The following is a 20,479-nucleotide window of genomic DNA, read 5'->3' as shown; positions in this document are numbered from 1 at the left end:
GAAAGAATTCGTGTAATTCGTATAATTCGTTGTTTAAAAAGAAAATGGACATTGTTCTTCTATACATACAGTTGTTTGTTACCTTCTTCCAGATTGGTCTGTTTGGATTCGGAGGAGGCTACGGCATGCTGTCACTTATTCAGACGAAGGTAGTGCCCGACTGGATTACCACGACCCAGTTTACTGATATTGTGGCTATCAGTCAGATGACCCCCGGTCCTATCGGCATCAACTCTGCCACCTATTGCGGCTACATGGCTTGCCATAATGCCGGACTGGGCACATCTATGTCAATCCTTGGTTCCTGCGTTGCTACATTTGCCCTTGTGCTGCCATCACTCATCCTGATGATTATCATTGCCAAGATGTTCATCAAATACATGAACACACCCGCAGTACAGTCGGTCTTCAATGGCCTGCGCCCTGCAGTCGTAGGTCTGCTGGCTGCAGCCACCCTCTTACTGTGCAACAAGGAGAATTTCTCCGCACCCAGCGAGGATATGTGGCAGTTCTGCATCAGCGTGATTCTCTTCGCCGCCACGTTCATCGGTACCAAGGTCTACAAGGTGAACCCTATCCACATGATAGCGATGGCAGGTTTCGCAGGCCTCCTGCTGCTCTACTGACAATTCATTCATTAATCAATCAATAATTAACTAAAAACTACAAAACTATGACTAAAAGACATCTTCTCCCATTCTGTATGATGGCGCTGTGTGCCATCTGTCTCCATGCCCAGCCTCGCAACCACCACCGTCGCATGGCCTTTTCTACGGATACCGTGATGGCCCACGACCCTGTGATGGCCTACGAGAACGGCACCTATCACCTGCTTTCTACAGGCATGGGCATTCAGTGGGCCACGTCGAAAGACCGCAAGACATGGGTGATGCAACCCACGCCGTTTATCGAACAGATTCCGCAATGGACACACGACTCCGTACCTGGTTTCCGCAACCATGTATGGGCTCCAGATATCATCCGTTGGCACGACCGCTGGTGGTTGGCCTACAGCTGCTCCACCTTTGGCAAGAACACTTCAGCCATCGGTCTGATGTCAGCCTCATCACTCACCGGCCAGTGGAAAGATGAGGGTTGTATCGTGGCCTCCAAGGAGAAACGTGACAACTGGAATGCCATTGATCCCTGCTTCGTTATTGACGACAACGACCAGCCATGGCTCACATGGGGCTCTTTCTGGGACGGCATACAGATTGCAAGATTAACTCTCTCTCATTTTTCATCTCTCATTTCTCCCCCCGTCACCATTGCCCGTCGTTACCAGCCTAACGATCCCAATGCTGCCGAGAACCCCACGTCCAAGTTTGCCGGACGCAATGCCATTGAGGCCCCCTTCATCCTGAAGCACGGTGGTTACTATTATCTCTTCGTTTCGTGGGACTACTGTTGCCGTGGTGCCCAGAGCAACTACCGCGTAGCCGTAGGACGCTCAAAACAGGTAACTGGTCCTTATCTCGACCGCGAAGGTCGTGACATGCTTCACGGCGGAGGCACTCTCTTCCTGGAGGGCGACAAAACGGAGTTTGAGGCCGTAGGCCATTGCGCAGCCTACGACATGAACGGCGAGAGCATCTTCATCTGCCACGGCTACTCTGCCCGTCTCAATGGTGCCGCCCTGCTCATCCAGAAGCCCATCAAATGGACCCGTGACCAGTGGCCGTACTTGGAATAGACCGCCTTCTCAACCTAATCCTACAAGTTTCACTTAGAAAAACAGGCAATTCGTTGAACAGATTTGCCCATGTTTTTTCATCTGCTTATCTTTGCATCGTGAAATATGGTTAGTGATTAGCGAAAAGGTTAGAGTTTATAGTTAAAGGTAAAACATTGTTTTAGGTTATCATTAATAATCAGGAAAACTTAATTCTAATTATTAGGTTATTTTTTTTCATAGCAAAAATGGTTGAGGGATCCCCGTCGTGAGATGGGGATTTTTTTGTGCTATGAAATAGCATCCATATTTCTATAAAGCCTTTATCCTATTCTCAAAAGACGTGTATCCGTGGCAATGCAAATGTCATGTGCCAAATCATTCAAGGAATGAAAACGCTCATAGTCAGAATCACCAGGCATCAGCTTGGGCGACAGAATCAACAACTTACCTGTAGCACAAGCATAGAACCGTTCCTTTGATGGTTTCCAATAATCCGTGATTTGCTCTTTCTGCAATAATATAAGTGGCAGACGATCGTCCAATGCCGCATCAACAACATCCTGTTCGCCCTTTGAAATACCAGGCGTAACCAACACAGCCCCCTCCTCTGCACGTTGCAGCAGCTGCGCTTTTGCTTCTGCATACTCAGGAGTCAGATGCGTCAGTCTGCCCTTCTTATCCTTACGATGAAAAAATACCTGAAGCCTTTCTGGGTTCTTCAGCAGGAAGAGATTACCAAAAGCCGCATATTCACGGTCATGTATCCACAGATGCAGGCAGCGTTGCATCAAGTTCGGATGCTCCTCCCTCAGCCTTGCCCTGAACGGATTCTCGTCCATATAGCGACAGATATTTCCAAGCATGCCATCGCCCATAAGGATACGGTCATGATAACCATCCTCAAACAAGACAGGACGCTTGCCAGAGGGAGACGCCTCTGCCACAGTCATAGCAGACACACCATCCGCCATGACAGCCTCATCCTGCAACTTCCACCAAGCCCTGGTACATCCCGTCTTAAAGCCACGCACGATGCTACCCAGATGCTTTCCCTGAGGCAATTGCTCCTTCACAGCTAACAACAGGTGTACATGGTCAGGCATCAGCGCCACCTTACACACCTCCACCATGGGGTAAAACTGAGATATCTTTGACAGCTCCTCATGGATAATCTGGGAGCCAAGCCTGGAATACTCCAGATGAGGAAAATCCGCCGTTCCCCTTTTCCCCCTTGAATGTCCTACAATACAACCAAAGAGGCGCTGCCGCCCTGCCACCGCCATGGTTACCATGTATAACCCAGGACGACTATAGTCATGAAAAAAGGCACGACGGTGCCCATTGTGCTTTATTTCCGAAAGCACGATTCCTGCAGCAATCTTCTCCTCTTTTGTCACCTGTCTTAATGATTAAAGTATTTACAACGCAAAGGTACTACAAATTTACCAAATCATCAAACAAACAAGCAAAAATCCGCCCTTTCTCCCCCCCTTATCACCGTGGCCAGCGTTTCTCCGCTGGTTCATCAAAGACCAGTCCCCTTCTATACTTGTTTATCTTCTCTTATTACAAGTTCCCTTGGTATCTTAACATTCTTCAGTCTCTCATACCATATTTTAGAAGAACCAGCGAAATGCTTCTGGGTATGTCCGCTGATAATGTAATAATTGGCGGTGTACAAGTCCATTATATTGAGGAAAATACTCTTGATGCGTGAACACTTCTCATTGATGGAGTTATTCAATGGATCCACCAGCATGTCCACACTCTCCGCAATAGTCTGTTTGTCCATCAACTTTGCCGTGGCCATATAATATCCAAGAAGTTCATTGCGATATTCACAGAGTTTCTTGAACTCAATGCCCTCAGGATGATTCAGGAACAACAGATAGACGGCCTTGTGAACAGGCGTCATCTCCACCTCCTTATTGCCGTAGTCTACAAGGATGATCCTGTAGTCTTTTGTGACAAGCAGTCGGCTTAAACGGCTCTTTGCTGCTTCGATGCGTAACTCCTCCAAGACAGACACACCAATAGCGCGCAACAACAAATCGTTGCATCCAGCAGCAACCAGTTCCCTTACCAACTGGGAAAGTTCTACAGCAATTTCCTCAGGTGTCCTATCCGTCATTGTCATTATTCATCAGCTTCTTGGGCGATACTCTTCATCCATTGCGTAAACTTCTCAAATGCAGTTGGCTTACGTATAGGCTTAGGCTCTTCCACGACAACAGAAGGCTCCGGTTCTGGTGCAGGCTCTACAACAAAATTCGGCTCTGGTGCAGGCTCGTGGACGGGCTTTACTATGGGCCTGTAAAGCAGTGGTATCAGACTCTCATAATAGGCATCATCCTTTACTTCAACCTCATTGCCGACAACCTCTTCCATCCCGGTTGCCAAGATAGTAACCTTCGCATCTTCGCCTATGGAATTATCAGTCGAGATACCCCAGATTACCTCAATCTTTGGATCCAGTTTATCGAAGAAATCATCAATCTCCTGCATCTCAGGCACCATGATAGGCGCTTCTTCACTAGAATAGATATTAAAGAGAATACGCTTAGCTTTCGTGATATCACTACCATACAAAAGCGGCGAATTCAGGGCGTTTTTGATAGCTCTCTCCACACGCCCTTCTCCGCTTGCCCTGCCCATCGCCATGATAGCACCTCCACCATCACGCATGGTCGTTTCCACATCGCGGAAGTCCAGGTCGATACCACCATTGCTGTTGACGGTTATCAATTCCGATATACCGATTACCGCTTCCTTCAGGATATTGTCAGCTCTGGCAAACGACTCTTTCACAGAGATAGGTGTGTCAGCATAGACATCACACAGGCGTTCATTGTTGATAATCAGGAGTGCGTCAACGTTCTTTCGCATTTCATCAACACCCTTCAGCGCACGGATAATCTTCTGAGTCTTCTCAAAGTAGAAAGGAATGGTTACGATGCCGATGGTAAGCATACCCATTCTTTTCGCCACACTGGCCACAACAGGTGCCGAGCCAGTACCTGTACCACCACCCATGCTTGCCGTGATGAAAACCATCTTAGTCCCATCGCTCAGCAGCTTCTCTATATCCTCAATATTCTTCTCCGCCTCCGAGCGCCCAACTTCGGGTTTGCCTCCAGCACCGAGTCCCTCTCCCAATAGAATCTTGACAGGAACAGGCGATGGAGCCAACGATTTACTATCCGTATTACAAACGGCAAACGTCACTCCAGGAATATGCTCGTCATTCATGTTGCGCACAGCGTTGCAACCGCCTCCACCAACACCAATCACCTTGATGATGCCTTGCATCTTATCCTCTACAGGACCAAAATCTATTAATATATCATCACCCATAACCTCGTTTTCTTTATTTTCCTGCAAAGTTAAGCAATTATTATTTCATTTGCAAATTATTGCAAGGCTTGCAACTTATCATTGAGTGCCTCAGATCCTCCCGTCAGTCAAATCGATAATCCATGTTTCTTTGATTCTGTCTATATAGGTACAAAAGTATTTTGGAATAAAGATCTCAGCTATCAGCCATACTCTAGCCTGCTTCGTGAGTGCTCCACGGAGCAGCCTAGGAGCAGAGTGATTGCTGCCTAGGAGCAGAGTGATAGCCGCCTAAGAGCAGGCTAAAGCATTTTTTACTATCCTATAGAAGACGGATTGCAAGTCAGTAATATCGTTTTTGCTTCTAGGTTAATCAGCCCTCAGACATCAGACATCAGCCATCGGCCATCTTCCATCGGAGCGAGACACTCACCCGTCCCCTCTGTACTTCTGCTATACTAATTCTTCGGCATTCTCTGCCGTTGGGTGACGACGGTGTACCAAACGTTTCACCAATCCACCCAGGAAAGCAAAAAGGATATAGGAAAAAAGACCGGCAATAATACCATCAGTGATACTTCCTGTGACAGGCATCAGCAAGATGGTGAGAAAAGCCGGCAACATCTCTCTAGTATTGGTAAGCGAGATATGGCGCACAGAACCAAAGAGATAAAGACCTGCCATGACCATCACAGGCGCAGTGGCTGCAGCAGGGATCGACAGGAATAGAGGAGCAAGAAACAGACTGGCGGTGAAACACAGCGCCACAACAAAGGCAGAAACACCGGTACGACCGCCCTCTGCAAATCCTGTGGCACTCTCTGCATAGGTCGTCACAGTGCTACATCCCAGACACGCCCCCGTCACCGTAGCGAGAGCATCACTAAGCATGATGGAACGCAGATGCGGAATACGACCATTCTTACGCATCAGTCCGGTGCATGTCATGATACCCACTATCGTTCCCAAGCTATCAAAGACGTCAAAAAATAGCATGATAAGCACACAGACCCAAAGATCCGGTTGCAACAGGAATTCCGATGAAAACTGGCAGAAAAGTGGTGCTGGTGATACCGGCATCGAAAACACATCATCAGGAACCGTTGTCACTCCCATAGGAATACCGATAAGTGTCACTGAGACGATGCCGAGCAGCAGACCGCCCTTAATTCGCAGAATGGCAAACAAACCCGTCAGGATGAGTCCTATAAGGAAGAGAATGGCTGCTGGGGTGCTCAACGTCTCCAAATGATTGAATACAGTTCCGTCGGCCAGCATACCACTACTCTTGAAACCCAACATAGCAATGAAGAAACCGATGCCAGCAGCAATGGCATACTTCAGTGAAGATGGTACAAGCTCAAAAATGATCTGACGGAGGTTACCGATACAAAGCAGCACAAACAGTATTCCCTCAATCAGGACAGCCGTCAGGGCAAACTGCCAAGGATAGCCCAACGACAGACAGACCGTCTGAATAAAAAAGATGTTGAGCGTGAGACCTGGAGCCTGGCCAAAGGGACGTTTGGCGAGAAAAGCCATGAGCAGCGTGCCCACGATAGTAGCCAGAATAGAAGCAGTGAACACGGTGTCAACGGGAAAGCCCAAAGCTCGGAGTGGTTCCATCATGGCGGGCAACAAAGCCAGGATATAAACCATGGTGGTAAAAGTGGTCAGACCAGAGACTATCTCTGTTTTAAGGCTATGGCGATGAACGGAGAAGCCCATCAATGCAAGGAATCTTTCTTTCATACGTCGAAATGGATGGGTATAATAAGATCGAATTTTGCCCCGCGAACATAACTTGTATCAAGGGTCAGAGTGCCATGGATGCGCTCGGCAATCATGCGTGCAATAGAGAGGCCAAGTCCTGTGCCAGGAACAAAACTATCGAGTTTTGAGAAACGCTCAAACACAAAATCCCTCTTATCTGCAGGAATACCAGGACCAGTATCAACTACGGAAATACAAAGATGGTCATCGGAACTATTCAGACAAAGCGTGATACCGCCCTGGCTGGTAAATTTCACCGCATTGCTCAACAATTTCTGAAGAATGGTATTAATCATATGCGGATTGGTCCTGACAATCAAATCTTCATCCACCTTATTGTCAATATTAAACGTCAACGTGGCGGGAACCAGCGGACGAAAAGCATCAGCAGCAAATCCTACAATGGCAGTGGCAGGACAGTCCTCAAGAGGTGGAGTGGAACAATTGCTCTCCAAGTCGGAAATCAAGATTAAGTCGTCAAGGATGGTAGTAAGTTGTCGGGTGTTCTCCTGAATGCGAGTACTGAGCTCCAGTCTTTGCTCCTGCGGAATGTCGATGTCCGGTGTGGCCAGCACCTGACTGAATCCACTGATAGCATTCAAAGGAGTACGAATCTCATGAGTCATGCTCTGCACGAAAGATGTCTTAACACTCAGGGCCTGCTCAGCACGGTCGCGCTCCACGGCCAACTGCTTGTTCTGCGCCACCACGACATTGCGTTCGCGCTCCAGTTGCCTGTTCTTTATCGACAACCTATGATTCCAGCGGTTGTTGATAACCAGAAAGACCAACATAGCGGTAATGGTCAGAATCATGGCTAATCCACCCGTTGTGAATCGCGAACGCTGTTGGAGCAACTCGTTTTGTGACCTCAGCTCATTGAGTATGCCAAGCGAATCAACTTGCACGGCATCAGCCCATACGGGCATCGAGATAAAAAGCAATGTCAGGGACAGAAAGACATAAGCCGACACCTTATAGAATCGCATAACTCAAATGATTTTGCATTATTTGCTGGCAAAGATACGAAAAATCAAAACAAAAAACAAAGAAAAAAGACGTAAAAATAAGCACCGCACAGTAAATTATGCAAAAATTGATGCATTTTTATCAGTTTTTCGGTCAAATATTGATATTTTTGTAAGTATATTCATCGATAAACTATCAAAACAATCACAGGAAGCAAACGACAAAAGCATATGAATGAAAAAAACATCACTACTCTGCAGGCAGCCTTCCCATCCCTATCAATAAATTTCACTTAGAATTATCATTAATAATCAGGAAAACTTAATTCTAATTATTAGGTTATTTTTTTTCATAGCAAAGAATGGTTGAGGGATCCCCGTCGTGAGATGGGGATTTTTTTTGTTATAGACGTTTTGGAATTCTTGGTTATTATTGCGCTGATTGTTCTTGTTCTTTCAACCACAATTCTATCCAGTCTTTGATAGTCTGGATAAACAGTTTAGCATCTGGCATCAATTCGTCAACGGTTTCTATACTATGATTAAAGAAATCGTCATAATCACCAGTGGAACGCTTTGAAAACAGACGACTGAAATATCTGCCAACGTTTTGTTCATAGAACCACTCCTTCGTTTTCCACGTTGATATAGAAAGGACTGACATTAGCGCCCCATTGGGATTTTGGTATAATTAGCGGATTGATAATAACGCCAGACTGCAATTCCAACTGATAAAGAGGTGCGAAAATGGCATCCTCATCTTTCCCTGTCACAGTTGGCTGATCTACCAAAATCAACAAATCTATATCTGAATCAGGACGAGCATCACCTCTGGCTTCACTACCGTAAAGCCTTGCTTCCATTTTGTAAGGAACGCTTTTCAGAGCCTCCTTTATGGAATTGGTGATTTCCGTTCGTCTCATATCTGTTGCAAAGATAGAAAAAAAAAACAATAGTCTCCAAATATTTCAATAAAAAATCCCATAATGACGACCCACTTATGCTATACGCAAGATCGAGTCCACACACCCTATGACTATATATTTTATCGCTTTCTACGCCAACTGGCATGGATAGCAAAATTCTCGCTATGCTCGCCAAGCGCCCTCTTACATCTTCCCTCTTACATCTCCCGCCATCAGCCCTCAGACATCAGACCTCTTCCCTCGCTTTAGCCATACTGCTGCCATAGTCTAGCCTTACCCTAGCCTTACCCTAGCCATACTGCTGCCATACTCTAGCCTGCTTCGTGAGTGCTCCACGGAGCAGCCTAGGAGCAGAGTGATTGCTGCCTAGGAGCAGAGTGATTGCTGCCTAAGAGCAGGCTAAAGCATGGAATCAGGCCTCAAACATCAGACTTTTCTCATCGGAGCGAGACACTCACCCGTCCCCTCTGTACTTTATGCCGAAATAGAAATGACCTGATGGATTTCCTTGACGAAATCCTTTAGACTGACAAAATTATCGCCAAAGGTAACTCGCCAGTTGAATGCCTTTAACGGATACTCCAGGAAGTTCTTCACCTCGATATCGCCATTTACGCTGACATAGTCGAGAATATTCTTAAGATATCTTTCTTGGTCTGAAGTCAGGTTATTGTCGTTGATAAACTTCTGATATATCAGGAGGGCCTTCTTTCTGTCTATGCCATTGACAACACGAATGAATGCAGCCACATTTGTTTTATATGGATGCCCCTCTGCCAGTTCGTCAAACTCTTCACGACTGCCAAGTTCCTCAAAGAAGACTCGCTCCAGTTCTTTGAAGTCCTCTGCTGTCAACTGCTCAAACTGCTGTATCTTCTGAAGTGTAGGATTACCTGTGTTCTGGGCCAGATAATCTACCACTCTCTGCTTGTAAGAAGTACGGATAACAGTATCTTCTCCTCCCTCTACTGTTACGTATGGGTCTTCAATGTCAATAATAAACTTCTCTTTCTTCCTAGTACCTTCCAGCAGCTTTATCAGGTCTCTCAGTTCTGTCCTGACTCTTTCAAGACTGTCAAGGCTTTCATTCGCCCAGAATTGTGGTTGCTGAACCAGTCGTATTGTGTCTATACGCTTCATCACAGCAGGTATTGAGCCCTTCTTTTCCAGATGGGCAGCAACATTTACTACAACCTGCCTAAACTGTCCCACACGAACTGTAGAGTCGATATGAGCCAACTGAAGATGAAGCATGATGACATCAAATTTCTTTGCCGATTCATCATCGTCATCTTGTGGTATCAGCTTCCCTATTTCCTTCAGGCGCAACACATCTACCTCTGAGATATAAGTCCATTTATCCTTGTCTCGGAAGGGCTCTATGATGTTCCAATATGGGCGAGCATCCTTGCGCTCTTTCACAATGCCGTTTACCTGTTGATACAAAAGCACCTTCAGGTCATCATGCATCTTCTTGTCAAAAGCCTTCTCCTGATGCTCAGCACTCTGCAGTTCCTTTGCGATATCCAGTCGCAGAGAGAAGAGTCTTTCTGTCAAAGACTTGCTGTTTGAAGCATCTATGCCATCAGGTTTCTTTGAGAAATAATCAAAGTTGCCGCACCAGTCAAAGATATAGAAGCATTCTTTGTCCTTACCCTCTCCGAAGATGTCAGGACAAAGGCGAGTACCCCGACCTATCATCTGCTCAAACTTTATCTTTGACTTCACAATCTTGAAGAAGACCAGATTCAATACTTCTGGCACATCAATGCCTGTGTCGAGCATATCCACGCTGACAGCTATCTGAGGCATGCTTTCCGCAACCTTGAATTTTGCTATCAGCTTATCATGGTACTTCACCTGATTGTCTATCAACTGACAATAGTCTGCTCCACGATTAGGGAATAGTGCGTGGAAGCGTTCTACTATTCTTTCAGCATGCTTGTGATTATAGGCAAAGATAATCGTCTTTCCTATATCTTCGCCACTCTTAATCTTCAAGCCGTTTTCCATCAGCTCTGACAATACATTGTCTATAGTATCATCATTGATGAGGTAACGGAATATCTCGTTTCCTTCAATATCTCGATGGTATTCCGCATTGGGGTCAATGCCCTTCAGCATCTTCTCGTAATCCCAAACCTTTTCCAGTTCCTCACGCTGTTCAGGAGTCAGTTCGTCATACTTGATGCCTTTGTTTATCATCTTCGAGTAATGACGCTTTGCCTTGTAAGACACAAGGTATCCGTCATCTACTGCCTCGTCAAAGGTATACTCAAAGTTGGGTTCATTCTCCAGCTCCAGCAATCTGAAGGTATTCTTGTCTATCTCGTCGCGAGGTGTTGCTGTCAGACCTATCAACAACGAATCGAAGTATTGGAAGATGGCTCCATACTTTCCAAATACAGATCTGTGGGCCTCATCTATGATAATCAGGTCAAAATGTCCCACGCTGAACTTCACATCATACTCATTGATGTAGTTGATCATCGTCTGGTAGGTGGAGAATATGAACCGGGCGTCCAAGTCTGGCTCATCATCGTCTGACAGTGACGCCATCGACTCACTGGGCAACAGTTTTTCAAAGTTACCCCTTGCCTGACTGACCAATTCTGTTCTGTCAGCAAGGAACAACACATTCTTTATCCAGTCGTTATTCGCCAGCAGCTTGCATAGCGAGATGCTCACTCGTGTCTTTCCTGTACCAGTAGCCAGCACTAGCAATCCACGACGATGCTTCATGTTGAGCCATTCCACCAGGCTCTTGATGGCTGTCTTCTGATAAGGTCTGTCAGTAATCGTCTCGTCTATAGTCAAGTCCTTGATGTCAGCCCTGCCACGTTTCTGCATGATATATTCCAGGTCGTCATGACTATGGAATGATATGACATCCCTGTCAGGATATCCCAAGCCGTCAATAACCTTTGTCACATAACCATTGGTATAGTAGATGACAGGTCGGACACCATATTTCTTTTCCAAACATTCAGCATACAGTATTGCCTGCGCTCTGCCTTTTCCTGCATTCTGTATGGTACTCTTTGCTTCTATGACTGCCAAAGGCTTACCACCCCTGCTAAACAGTACATAGTCGCAATAGCCCTTACCGCTTGGCGTTGGCATGCCTTCCACCTCTACCTCAATGCAGGCCTTTCCACCTTGTATATCGCCCTTGATTGTAAGGATATCCCACTTTGCTTCATTCAGCATATAGTCGATGAGACATCTTCTTGTCACAGCCTCGCTGGCAAGCGACTCCTTGGGTGCCTCTACTGGCTTGACAGGATTCTCTATCACCTCCTTGGGAACACTGTCAACAACCTCTTGCGACACTTGTGGCTCAGGAGAAGTTAACACCTGCATTCCAGGCAGCACTTGTGGCACCAGGGTAGCATCAAAGGCTACCATGTTCTTGATTACCTTCCAACGATACAGGAAGCCCTCCACCACATAGAAAAGGGACCTCAAGCAGATAAAGGCATCATTCTTTTTTATCTCTTGTGTTCCCGTATGAGAAGCATAGTTACCAAACTTCTTGACGGTATAGATATTCTTCTGAAATTCCCAGTCATAGTTGATGAAGGCATCCATCTCTGGATGCTTCAGCATATCGTTAAGTGTTTCCTTCTGCTCCACTTTGGCTGATGCCATAGCAAGATGGTTCTTCACCAGCCATTCCAAGGCCTTGCGGGCATTAGTAGCAGACTCCTCTGGATAAGAGTTCTGAAATATTTCTGCCTTATCGCAATACGCATGCAGTTTGCTGAAGCTCGGAACATGCTGAGCTAATAGTTGGATAAAGTCGAAATTCTTCATATCACTTATTTTTTTTAGTCAAACCATCACTTAACGTTTTCAGTCAAACCAATGCTGCATTCTTGATGCAAGCAAAGTTTCTAGGTCTTTTATCGTAGAACAGATCTGCGCCTTCTGCTGCTCAATCAACTCAATTCTCTTTGCAAATTCTTGCTGAAGGGAGAGAGGGGGATAAATTATTGGCAGTGCGCTCAAAATCTTCTGATTTAAATTTGAAATATTACAACCTCTTCCTGAGTTCGTTATAACAGGACGCATAGATGGGGCTTTCAAAAGAAAAGATAAATAAACACTATTGAAATCATTATCTGATAATCTGCATCTAATACAAAAGCCACTAAAGGTTGTAGGTTCGGTTATTTGCATTAAAATATTGCGCCCTACTAATTCTTTGCTTCCGTTGGATCTAACAAACACGATATCACCTGTTTGTAGCAAATACTCCTCAGAAATGCTATCATTCAAATGTATAATGTTTAAAGAATCTGAACATACAATTCTATTGTCTTGAAAATCTGAAACTCCAAGAAACTTATAGCAATTCCCAGATTCTTCCTTGCTGAAATTTAGACCATTCTTGAAATCAGCTATTGAGCCTAAAGCTTTAATTCCCCATCCTTTTTCGTTTTCGATGGGATCACCAAACATATCATAGAATATGCTTTGAGCAAGATTGTCGAGGTCACTCAACTGAGCCTTCTTCAAGTTTATCAGCTCGTTAATCTTGTCAAGTTCCGCAACAATAGATTGCTGTTCAGAAAGAGGAGGTATGGGGATATCGACATCAGAAATAACTTTTGATGATATGGCTTTGAAAGTACTTCCTGTAGAATTCTTCTCAAAATATCCCTGTTTACCTAATAAAGAATAAAACAAAAACATATTTGTAATTTCTTCACTACCTACCAATGAACAGAGTCCCCTACCAATACAAATTCTTCTTTTGGTAATGTTTGGGAAACCTACAGGCGCACGAACACATAATAAGACAGAATTTGCCTCAGCATACTTGGCAGGTTTGCTTGTATATAAACTAGAATGAGATAAGAACCTTTCTCCAAAACAAGTTTTGCCCTGATGAAATTCTATTCCTTCATTCTCATTTATACTATTACCATCAGGAGATTGCCCCATGACAATCTCGCAGACCTCCCCTAATTTCTTATATGTCCAGTTTTCTCTCATGCGTCCTTCTCCAACATCTTATACAGTTCGCTATATCCCTTCAGGTATTCTCCTTCTGTCTTTTCAAGACGAGTAAGGATGTCAGCAACGGGTTCATACTCTACCTTTTCCCTCTCTATCTCCTTGTACTTATTGATAGAAAGGTCGTAGTTGTTCTGGCGAATCTCTTCCACAGGAACAAAGAAACTCTGCTCCTTGCGACTGCGAGACTCTTCTGCCTTCAGATGATGGTAGCGAGCTACCACATCAGGAATATCATTCTCACTGATAGGGCTTCGCTTATCGTCAAGACTGAAGCCATCAGCCTTCATGTCGTAGAACCATACCTTGTCTGTGCCACCACTATTCGTCTTTGAGAAGACAAGAACGGCAGTACTTACTCCAGCGTAAGGCTTGAAGACGCCACTGGGCATCGAGATGACAGCCTTCAGCTGCTGGTTATCTACTATCTCCTTACGAATAGCGATATGAGCCTTGCTGGTGCCAAACAATACGCCATCAGGAACAATACTGGCACAACGGCCACCAACCTCCAAAGAGCGTACAAACTGAGCAAGGAACAAGAGTTCTGTCTTACTCGTATTGGCGAATGCAAGAATCTTCTTGTTTACATTACCCTTGTCCAGGCTGCCAGCGAAAGGAGGATTTGCCATGATGAGCGTATAGCAACTCTGATCATCATTCTGTTCTGACAAAGAGTCGCGCCAGGCAAGTTCTGGAGCAGTAATGTCATGAAGCAGCAGGTTCATGGCACCTATGCGAAGCATCGTCTGGTCTGTATCGTAACCATTGATCATGGATGTCTTCATGTGATGAACTTCTTCCGCTGCATATATGGCTGTTCCATAATTCTCCTTGATATACTTGACTGCCTCAACAAGGAAGCCTGCGCTACCCATTGCAGGGTCACAGATGTAGTCTTTGGGGGTTGGCTCCATCATTTCCACAATCATGCGGATGATGTGGCGAGGAGTACGAAACTGACCATTTGTGCCTGATGCTGCCATCTTGCCAAGGATGTATTCATATACATCGCCCATTGCATCACGATTGTTCATATCGAGGGCATCTACACCATCAACCACCTTTGTAAGGGTGCGAGCATTGGGGATAAGGAATATGGCAGACTTCATATAGCGACTGTAGGCACTTTCCTCACCTGTTCCGATATGCTTGATAAACTCAAACACACTTTGGCGAACAATCTTGAACATGTTGTCAGAACCAAAGTTCTTAAATACATGCCATCGAAGATTCTCATAAGGAACACCCTTCTTCTCTTCATCCGAAACAGCCTCAGGATTCACCCATAGCTGTCCGTCAAGGAATGTTGGATTCTGGATTTCCACACCCCAGTCGCGAGCATTCTCCTCTTCCTGCAGTTGCTTGTCATCGAGCAGTTTCATGAAGAAGATATAGGTCATCTGCTCCAATACTGTGATGGGATTAGTAATACCTGCCACAAAGAAGGTATCCCAAATCTGGTCAATCTTATTCTTTATCTCGCCTGTAATCATTTTCCAGTCAGTAATTCAATATTTCTACAAAAGTATAAACAATTCACTAATTACGCAAATATCACACGAGTTTTATCTTCATTCAGCGATATTTTACGCTTAAAAGAGATGTCAACACCATCATATACAGCAGACACATCAACACCTTTAGCGATGAGAGTGTCTATGAGGATAGAATCGTGAAGACCACGAATGGAAGTCCAGCCAGTGTTACCAACCTGCTTATTGAATTCCTCTACGAGTGCTTCAACACTTTTGTTTGCCATCTCTTTCTGGAGGTTATCGTAATACTCTTTTGTAACCATATTACAACGATATTTTCTGTTTCTGGGTGCAAAGGTAATTGCTTTCTATGCAGGTTTTCTGCATAGTTAAGAGAAAATCATTTTATCAAGACTCTTCCACGAATGACATTCTCAATAAGCGTCTGTCTATAGGATGAAAAAACATTATCTGAACCACCCAGGACCTTAATAACGTCGTCGATTTTTCCGACGATATCATCCAGATACGATGCCATCTTTATTTGTTCCTCCATTGGTGGTATTGAACACTTAAAGCTCTTGATTGTTTTAAGATCAAGCGACTTTATTATAGCACCAGTTGCTAATGTTCTTAGATCCTTCTCACTTCCTTTCAACAAATAATAAAAGAACTGAGGGAAAATAATATCCTCGTCAATGCACTTTATTGCAGCTACAGAAGAGGACAATATGCCATCAACGCCTCTAAACACCTCACCAGTATTATCACCTTTTACTATGATAATAACATCATCCTTCGTTGAACATCTTGTTTTGGAGGTAATCTCATACAGAGGTTCATCGTTAGAAGGCTTTCTTAAGTATGAAACAGAAAGTAGTGGTAATCCAGAAGGATTTTCAACAGTGGGTTTACTTCCTCCAAGGACTACTTCTGTAGCCACACGCAATGGGAGCTCATTCCACGCTTTTGCTTCAGTTCGTCCCTTTATTTTAATAATATCCTTTTTAATTGCTTCTATTGAATCAACAACAGACAATAGATCATGCGATGCATCAATCAATGATGTCACATCTACTTTCTCTTGTGCAAAGAACTTATCAAATTGTACAGAATAGCCTTTCTCTACTGAAGCATAGTCTACAGTTACTTTGCCTTTAGCATAGGGCTGATACTCCTTTTCAACAAACTCATGAATATCCGTATCTAAGGATATTGTAACCCTGTCCTTTTTCTTTCCATCTTCAAGAAGATCGACCTCGAAATAGCCAAATTGATCATTTGACACAATCTCAGACCTTGTTGAGATTATGTTAGACAGATATTCATCAACGATGAATTTAACTATGTCATTATCCAAACCATTTCTACGATTCTTACTTTTCATAGATGAAGCATCAATAAGGCGAACCTTACCAACTTGCGACTCATTTTTCTTATTTGAAAGAATCCACAAATAGACGGGAATGTTTGTAAAAGTAAGAGAACCTGCAGGCAAGGCAATGATGGTTTCTACAAGATCGTGCTCAAACATCCAGCGACGAATACGAGACTCTCCGCTACGAGCATCGCCGGTCCATAGTGTAGACGGACTTGTAATAAAAGCAGCACGACTGCCTTCAGAACTCATTTTTGAAATAATGTGCTCTATAAAAAGGAATTGACTATCATAAATAGCAGGAAGACCAATAGAAAAACGTCCTGACGAATCAAGCGCCTCCATCTGAATCTTCGATTGAATCGGTTTCCAGGAAACGCCAAAAGGATAATCGGCAAGGATATATTGGAAATGCTGACCGCTAAAACAGTCTTCAGTTAAAGTGTTTGCATATACAACCATACTATACTCATTTCCGCAAAGTAAAACCAACGCTTTTGCAACAGCACTTGGAAAAAGCGATATTTCCTGACCATACAGACAGATGTCTGACTGATGAATCGCAAAAGACTTTGCTTTTAAGCCTGCGGTAGCAAGCATTCCGCCAGTACCACAAACGGGATCATAGATGGTTACATAATCTTCTTTATTAATACGAAGATCCTCAGATAAGAGACAATCACTAATCAGATTAGAAAGTGCGTAATCAGTATGAAATTCTCCCGAAAAACGTCCACCTTCATCAAATAAAGAAGACATCAATTCTACAAAATCTTCCTTATCGACTGCTTCTTCTGACAAATCCAACTTCGCAAATTGTTCGAAAAGTTCTACGAGTAATCTAGACTGACGCTGCAGTGTTGCCAAGTTCTGATAAAAATTCATACCTTCCAAGATTTCCTGTACATTATCACTAAAACTTTGGAGATAAGAATTCATAGTAACCTCAATAGAATCTGACGATGACAAGATCTCTCTGAAATTATATCCAGAATAATTATAAAATGGATACCCTCCAGAAACCTCGCAAAGTTTCTCTGCAAGTCTTTCATCGCTTAGTCTTTTACCTTTATCAAGATAGAATGATGCGCACTCCTTGGAATACTTGCCTATAAAGCAATCTATACGGCGCAAGACTGTAAATGCGGCAACAACCTGCACCATTTGCTCGTAAGAATAGAGCCCCCTAAGACGAGAGCTTACCTCACAAATTAGTTTCACAATTGAACTCTTATTTTGCTCTTCCATCATTCTAAATTGTTATTGTTTTTGTTTCTGCTGCAAAGGTACACATTTTCTGTGCAAGTTTTCTGCATAGTTGGTTAAAAAGTCAAATAGTTACTTTTACGATCACCTATGATATTATCTTTATTGACTTTTTGGATATTGTTTATCACTTCTTGCATATCACTGACGAACTTCATGCTGTTATCGTAAAATTCTCTATCTGCCAAGCTAAATATTTCTAAATGTCTGCCACCAGAAATCACCTCCCACTCGGAATTAAAATAATTAAACGTATCCCCACTTTCGATACTTTTATAATTAGTAAATATCGTACGATCGTGTTCTCCTAAATTTGAGGATAAAGCAAATGTCACATTGGGGCTCATTCCAGTTTTAGATGATACAACATTCCTTATTCTGTTACGAATATCAGACCAATCAGGAACAAATGACGTTTTAGTTCTCTTGTCATAACATTGTGGTAACGTCAATATTACTATGTTAATTTTACTTTCATGTGCATGTGAACAAATCTCTCCTATCAGCTCATAAACATTATAATCATATAGCTCTTGGAAAGTAAATAAATATTGATCAGTAAGGATTATATCTGAGCATGGAGAAGTATAATTCCTTATATCCTTCCAATGAGACAATTTCTTGATGGGTAATTGTTTTACAAAACCATAATCAGTTCCAGCCATAATCAGAGAAGATAGAACATCAATCTCTGAACCGACACCACCATAGAGCAACACCCCATATTCTTTTAACTGTTGAATTCTCTCGTCATCTATCAGATAAACAGAAGATAGCTGTTCTCTATCATATCTTGCATGTGAATTTGATTTTACGGGCCGCTGCGGATGGTTTACATTCCAGGTTATAGTACCTTTAAATCCATCGTTCATTATTGTTATCCATTGTAAGATGGCGACATCCTGTGCTATTTCGTCTTTTGAAAAAGTAAACTTCAAATCAAACTTATTTAACAGCATGCGATTACAATCTGCAAAAGAATTATTCGCAGAGGAACTAACGTAAGACTTAAGGTTAGCTTTATCTATATAGATATCCATAATCAAAATATTTTAAAAGCTAACTTTGCTGCTTCATCAAAGAAACCTGCACCAAATTCTTTCGAGAACTTTCCGTCTGGACGATACTGCATATCGTACGGAAGCTCGTCGTTATCAGGAAGATAAATCACTTTAAACGGAATAGCCACTCTATTAACAGACTTATTTAGTTCTGCTACGATAACTTGAGTTTTACGTATTAAGTATTCCGAATGTGTTTCAATAATGAATTTTAAGCCAAACTCAATATTTACATAATTTATCAAATCTGCTATTTTGCTTTGCATTGCAGGATGAAGGTTTTGTTCTGGCTCTTCAAGCAAAACAGTTAATTGTTGTCCTTTATATTTGCGGATAAGAGTGGCAATACGAAGTAAAAGAATAACAATCTGTATTGATCCCATTCCTTTGTCGGCCAAGTCTATTCCCCCAGAATAGGCTTTGTCATTTTTACTAGTAGCTTCGGGATTATCTTTATCAAATATCACAAGACTGTAATTGTCTCCTTTGTAAGGTAAAACCTTTAACGAGTCACCTATTTTAAACTCTTTGAGCCAATTATCTATTAACTTAAACTCATCATCACCTTTTGATATACGTGATGTATAGAATTCATGAATAGTACGTTTTGTGTAATCACTCGAATTAGCACAGTTTGCATAAACAGAATCCTGATATACAGAATGAGCATAAATATATTCAATTGTTTGTCCATTCAAAACTTTTTCAACCTCGTCTGCAATGCGATTGATTTCATAGGCCTTTCCTCTAATGAATGTTTTCTTAGCGACCTTGTCGGCATAATAACGCGAACGCTTGTCGCCAATAGTTCCAGTTTCTGAGAAGGAAACAAAACCTCTTATCAATTCTGGTATAACCAAATTTCCAACATGATCAGCCTTGAAATAAGATAAATCTATAGTAATTTCATCATACTCAGAAAATTCTATTCCTGAGTAATTATTATAAGATTTCATTTTCTCAAGATTCTCAAGTTCAACCTTAAGATTAGAAATCTCTTCGAAATCTCTGCTTTGAGATAACTTATTCATTATTCGATTCATCCTGTCAGATATTTGCTCAGCTTTATCTATATCGGAATTTAAAGCCTCCTTATCGTATTCAAAATGAATTGTCATCTGAGCTTTTAAAAAGTCAAATTCAAAATGAATATCTTTTTCTTCATCAGTTACAGCAATCTTCGATACATGTGGGATAATTCCTGGTTTTCTTTCTCCACGTATATTAACTACAAAACGAAACTTGTCAATTTTCATAGAAAAAGAAATCGTGTTATCCTTTACTGGACTTTGACGACAAAATGCACGGTAAAAATCACCAATATTAACGTGTTCTGTGTCAAAACTGAACTGTGGAGAATATTTCCAAAATAATTTCTTTTCTGAATTCCCAACTCGTTCTATTCTTCTCTTCAGAAAATCACGCATCAGGAGGATTGCTTTTACAAGAGTTGATTTTCCGGCATTATTACCACCTACCAGAATAGTAATATCTCCCAAATCTATTTCTGGGAAGTTTTGAAAACGACGAAAGTTCGTAAATCCAATTGAGTTCATATATTTTTATTTAGTCGGTTGCAAAATTACTCACTTACTGTGC

General features: G+C 42.8%; 15 protein-coding genes. 2 read left to right on the top strand and 13 right to left on the bottom strand.

Going from position 1 to position 20,479, the window contains the following annotated elements; translation table 11 throughout:
- Nucleotides 1-44 precede the first annotated feature (44 nt).
- Together L6466_RS02900 and L6466_RS02895 are read left to right on the top strand one after the other, a co-directional pair.
- Nucleotides 45-626, top strand: coding sequence for a chromate transporter (locus tag L6466_RS02900; protein ID WP_237802146.1), 582 nt, complete (start codon nucleotides 45-47; stop codon nucleotides 624-626).
- Between the two features lie 47 nt (nucleotides 627-673).
- Nucleotides 674-1,693 (top strand): family 43 glycosylhydrolase, encoded by a 1,020-nt coding sequence (locus L6466_RS02895; protein ID WP_431356504.1) that lies wholly within the window; start codon nucleotides 674-676, stop codon nucleotides 1,691-1,693.
- 302 nt (nucleotides 1,694-1,995) lie between these two features.
- Here L6466_RS02895 and L6466_RS02890 read toward each other — a convergent pair whose 3' ends face one another.
- The 13 genes from L6466_RS02890 to L6466_RS02830 all read right to left on the bottom strand — a co-directional run bounded on the left by L6466_RS02890 (nucleotide 1,996) and on the right by L6466_RS02830 (nucleotide 20,436).
- Nucleotides 1,996-3,072, bottom strand: a complete 1,077-nt coding sequence (locus tag L6466_RS02890) for a transposase (RefSeq protein WP_237802147.1) — start codon at nucleotides 3,070-3,072, stop codon at nucleotides 1,996-1,998.
- A 146-nt stretch (nucleotides 3,073-3,218) separates the two neighbouring features.
- Nucleotides 3,219-3,806 carry a hypothetical protein gene (locus tag L6466_RS02885; protein WP_237802148.1) on the bottom strand — a complete coding sequence of 196 codons (588 nt, stop codon included), beginning with the start codon at nucleotides 3,804-3,806 and terminating at the stop codon, nucleotides 3,219-3,221.
- Nucleotides 3,807-3,811: 5 nt separating this feature from the next.
- Nucleotides 3,812-5,029 (bottom strand): cell division protein FtsZ, encoded by a 1,218-nt coding sequence (gene ftsZ, locus L6466_RS02880; RefSeq protein ID WP_237793409.1) that lies wholly within the window; start codon nucleotides 5,027-5,029, stop codon nucleotides 3,812-3,814.
- A gap of 432 nt (nucleotides 5,030-5,461) precedes the next feature.
- Complete coding sequence (locus L6466_RS02875; RefSeq protein WP_237802149.1) at nucleotides 5,462-6,760, bottom strand: NCS2 family permease; 1,299 nt, start codon at nucleotides 6,758-6,760, stop codon at nucleotides 5,462-5,464.
- Nucleotides 6,757-7,770 (bottom strand): sensor histidine kinase, encoded by a 1,014-nt coding sequence (locus tag L6466_RS02870; RefSeq protein WP_091818453.1) that lies wholly within the window; start codon nucleotides 7,768-7,770, stop codon nucleotides 6,757-6,759. Before L6466_RS02870 ends, L6466_RS02875 begins: the two co-directional genes overlap by 4 nt.
- Before the next feature lie 593 nt (nucleotides 7,771-8,363).
- On the bottom strand, nucleotides 8,364-8,672 hold the full coding sequence (locus L6466_RS02865; RefSeq protein WP_091818507.1) for a nucleotidyltransferase domain-containing protein: 309 nt from the start codon (nucleotides 8,670-8,672) through the stop codon (nucleotides 8,364-8,366).
- Nucleotides 8,673-9,149: 477 nt separating this feature from the next.
- Nucleotides 9,150-12,491, bottom strand: a complete 3,342-nt coding sequence (locus L6466_RS02860; protein WP_237802150.1) for a type I restriction endonuclease subunit R — start codon at nucleotides 12,489-12,491, stop codon at nucleotides 9,150-9,152.
- Between the two features lie 39 nt (nucleotides 12,492-12,530).
- Nucleotides 12,531-13,676, bottom strand: coding sequence for a restriction endonuclease subunit S (locus L6466_RS02855; RefSeq protein WP_237802151.1), 1,146 nt, complete (start codon nucleotides 13,674-13,676; stop codon nucleotides 12,531-12,533).
- A complete protein-coding gene (locus L6466_RS02850) occupies nucleotides 13,673-15,193 on the bottom strand; it encodes a class I SAM-dependent DNA methyltransferase (RefSeq protein ID WP_237802152.1) in 1,521 nt (506 codons plus the stop codon). The genes L6466_RS02855 and L6466_RS02850 overlap by 4 nt, the downstream gene beginning before the upstream one ends.
- A 50-nt stretch (nucleotides 15,194-15,243) precedes the next feature.
- Complete coding sequence (locus L6466_RS02845) at nucleotides 15,244-15,498, bottom strand: hypothetical protein (RefSeq protein ID WP_237802153.1); 255 nt, start codon at nucleotides 15,496-15,498, stop codon at nucleotides 15,244-15,246.
- Between the two features lie 77 nt (nucleotides 15,499-15,575).
- On the bottom strand, nucleotides 15,576-17,804 hold the full coding sequence (locus L6466_RS02840) for an N-6 DNA methylase (RefSeq protein ID WP_237802154.1): 2,229 nt from the start codon (nucleotides 17,802-17,804) through the stop codon (nucleotides 15,576-15,578).
- A gap of 71 nt (nucleotides 17,805-17,875) precedes the next feature.
- Entirely contained in the window at nucleotides 17,876-18,859 is a 984-nt protein-coding gene (locus L6466_RS02835) for a hypothetical protein (protein WP_237802155.1), read from the bottom strand.
- A gap of 2 nt (nucleotides 18,860-18,861) precedes the next feature.
- The gene (locus tag L6466_RS02830; protein ID WP_237813068.1) at nucleotides 18,862-20,436 is read right to left on the bottom strand and encodes an AAA family ATPase; all 1,575 of its coding nucleotides are present in this window, start codon (nucleotides 20,434-20,436) and stop codon (nucleotides 18,862-18,864) included.
- Nucleotides 20,437-20,479 lie beyond the last annotated feature (43 nt).

Origin of the sequence: Prevotella communis (genome assembly GCF_022024175.1) — a bacterium.
Lineage (GTDB): Bacteria > Bacteroidota > Bacteroidia > Bacteroidales > Bacteroidaceae > Prevotella > Prevotella communis.
Note: the sequence above shows the minus strand (reverse complement) of the source record. Positions and strands in the feature narration are given on the sequence as shown.

Bases quoted from the DNA above. Each gene is read 5' to 3' on its own strand.
- L6466_RS02900 (WP_237802146.1), top strand. From the start codon at position 45: ATGGACATTGTTCTTCTATACATACAGTTGTTTGTTACCTTCTTCCAG.
- L6466_RS02830 (WP_237813068.1), bottom strand. From the start codon at position 20,436: ATGAACTCAATTGGATTTACGAACTTTCGTCGTTTTCAAAACTTCCCA.
- L6466_RS02865 (WP_091818507.1), bottom strand. From the start codon at position 8,672: ATGAGACGAACGGAAATCACCAATTCCATAAAGGAGGCTCTGAAAAGC.
- L6466_RS02895 (WP_431356504.1), top strand. From the start codon at position 674: ATGACTAAAAGACATCTTCTCCCATTCTGTATGATGGCGCTGTGTGCC.
- L6466_RS02845 (WP_237802153.1), bottom strand. From the start codon at position 15,498: ATGGTTACAAAAGAGTATTACGATAACCTCCAGAAAGAGATGGCAAAC.
- L6466_RS02875 (WP_237802149.1), bottom strand. From the start codon at position 6,760: ATGAAAGAAAGATTCCTTGCATTGATGGGCTTCTCCGTTCATCGCCAT.
- L6466_RS02840 (WP_237802154.1), bottom strand. From the start codon at position 17,804: ATGATGGAAGAGCAAAATAAGAGTTCAATTGTGAAACTAATTTGTGAG.
- L6466_RS02860 (WP_237802150.1), bottom strand. From the start codon at position 12,491: ATGAAGAATTTCGACTTTATCCAACTATTAGCTCAGCATGTTCCGAGC.
- L6466_RS02835 (WP_237802155.1), bottom strand. From the start codon at position 18,859: ATGGATATCTATATAGATAAAGCTAACCTTAAGTCTTACGTTAGTTCC.
- L6466_RS02855 (WP_237802151.1), bottom strand. From the start codon at position 13,676: ATGAGAGAAAACTGGACATATAAGAAATTAGGGGAGGTCTGCGAGATT.
- L6466_RS02885 (WP_237802148.1), bottom strand. From the start codon at position 3,806: ATGACGGATAGGACACCTGAGGAAATTGCTGTAGAACTTTCCCAGTTG.
- L6466_RS02850 (WP_237802152.1), bottom strand. From the start codon at position 15,193: ATGATTACAGGCGAGATAAAGAATAAGATTGACCAGATTTGGGATACC.
- L6466_RS02870 (WP_091818453.1), bottom strand. From the start codon at position 7,770: ATGCGATTCTATAAGGTGTCGGCTTATGTCTTTCTGTCCCTGACATTG.
- ftsZ (WP_237793409.1), bottom strand. From the start codon at position 5,029: ATGGGTGATGATATATTAATAGATTTTGGTCCTGTAGAGGATAAGATG.